Below are 2,109 nucleotides of genomic sequence, written 5' to 3'. Positions count from 1 at the left end.
CCATAGTGCTCCTCGGTTGTTCGCATATGCTCGTGACCTAGATTCTGGCTGAGGGCCTTGCGCTCCTCAAACGTCGTTGCAATCGCGTCGATCATCAGGGCGAGTGTCGATCTGACAGCATGCGGCACGAAGTACGTCTGCCCGGTTTTTGCCGTGGCCTGTTTCAGGATGTGCCGGACAGGTGCTGCAGTCTGCCAAAATTGGCTTTCACTACTTTTGACCGGGATCGCGCTGGGCGAGCGCGGAAAGACAGGTTCGTTTTCTGAAGATGCAGTGGCCCGACGCTCGTTTATCCAGTCGGTGACAATCTGCCCAATGTCCTCGCCAACCGGGAACCAGAAGGTTGTCATCGTCTTGGAGAATTTGGTTCGAACCTCTTTTGCATCCTGAAAGACAAGACGGTTCTCCAGATCGACATGCTTCAAACGCAAGCTGATGAGGGCTGCATCCCGTACACCGGTCAAAAACAAAAATGCCACGATGGCCCGATCCCGCCTGTGCTGGTTGGTAACTTTGGGCATGCTCGCAAGAAGCGTTCGGATCTCGTCAGCATTGGGAACGTGTTTGTCTGACTTGACCTTGGACAAAGCAACATGGTGGCGAGAAGGCTTGCAATAGTTCGGAAGGTCTCGATCCATAGATCGGTAGCCGCTCTGGTGACCGAGCCAGTCCATGAAGGCCTTCAAGTTCTGGCATGTCTGCACAATCGTGGCGGCGGCCTTCTGATTCCCCGGATTCGATACATCTGTATCAACCTCAATCAAACGCGCCTTGAAGCAGGCAATGTCATCCTTGGAGATGTTTCGGAGTGGTTTGTCGTCCAAACCACAGGTGAACTCAATGACATGCCGCATGCGCGCATCAATGGTCTTGTCATTGAGGCCCAGCGCCTCCTTCATGTGCTGTTGGTACTGGAAAATCATCCAGGCAGTGTCGGGCTGCATGTCTTTTATCTCATCGATAGGGTGGGATTTGCCCAAATTGAGTAGGGAGAGAAGAGACACCTTATACGGGAGTCTCGGCACTCAATTTGGATTCAAGGTGGTGTCTCAATTCCTCCAAATCCGTCTCGCGAAGGAAGGAACTGGCCTTGCCGCCGGTCTCTGGGCAAGTCAGTGATACACGGGTTCTGGAACGACCGGCCTCAGCCACATCGAAGGGCTCTATCAGCAATGAGTGCTTGCCCTTGCAGCTGGTGCAGTGGATCTCAAACCGGCCACAGGGTGACTTGACCTGCCTTTTCCGCATTGAGTGGAAGCTGTTCAGTTCAGCTCCAAGGAACAGACGCCTTTCGGTCTCAATCGATCTCAGGCCGTACTTCATCCAGTTCAGAACCGTGTTTCGGCAAACGCCATAAAGGGATTGAACATCCTGTTGCGTGTAAAGCCAGTTGGACCGGGCTACACGTGAGCGCTTGCTTTTTTTGCCGCTTGGTCGAGAAGTCGAAGTGCTCATCATTTTGCTCTCCGAACTTTGGCTTCAAACGCTTGAAGTTCACAAAGACACCAGCGCGATGTGCCGGGGGAGAGCTTATGGGGAGATGGGAAATCGATGTTTTCCTTCGCCCAGCGCCAGATCGTCGGTACGCTGACGGCGAACATTTGTGCAACATCATCGACGGCCAGATATCTCTGGTTGGTCGGAGCTGAGTTAGACCCGGAAGTCTTGTTCTGTGGGGATGGACGCGGCGATGCAGGTTTGGAATTCCGCTCCTGACCGTGGCCAGGGAGCTGAGACGCTTTGAAGCTCCTATTTCCTTTACCCTCAGAAGAGCGGAGACTTTGGCTCTCCGAGCGGGAACCGCCACGGCCAGTAGGCGCGGTGTCAGAAGGTTCAGGACAATGTGCGGGAAACAATTCGTCTTGCAGAGGCGCGTGCATTTGTACGTCCTTCTCCGCCCCCGTTTCAGGGCGGTGTTGGAATACAAGCACTCTTGCGCTTGGGGTGACTGATCGTGAATTAGATCAAACGATCAGCCATAATCTTGGTTAAATGGATTTGCGGTTACATGCAACGAGAAGACGCAAAAAAATCACACGCGAGTAAGGGGTGTGGAAATGCAATTCAATTGATGGGCTGAGTGATGGGCTGAAAACCTACCCGATAAAA

The 2,109-nt window shown here is 53.2% G+C and carries 2 protein-coding genes; one reads left to right on the top strand and one right to left on the bottom strand.

From position 1 onward, the window contains the following. Nucleotides 1-944, bottom strand: a 944-nt coding sequence (locus F0155_RS23030) for a tyrosine-type recombinase/integrase (RefSeq protein ID WP_150526908.1), incomplete at its 3' end; no start/stop codon positions are given. A 607-nt stretch (nt 945-1,551) separates the two neighbouring features. On the opposite strand from F0155_RS23030, the gene F0155_RS23620 reads away from it, so the two are divergent. Then, nucleotides 1,552-1,716, top strand: coding sequence for a hypothetical protein (locus F0155_RS23620; protein WP_192913870.1), 165 nt, complete (start codon nt 1,552-1,554; stop codon nt 1,714-1,716). Nucleotides 1,717-2,109: the final 393 nt, after the last annotated feature.

This window comes from Roseibium sediminis, assembly GCF_008711325.1.
GTDB lineage: Bacteria > Pseudomonadota > Alphaproteobacteria > Rhizobiales > Stappiaceae > Roseibium > Roseibium sediminis.
This window is presented reverse-complemented; position numbering and strand designations above follow the sequence as displayed.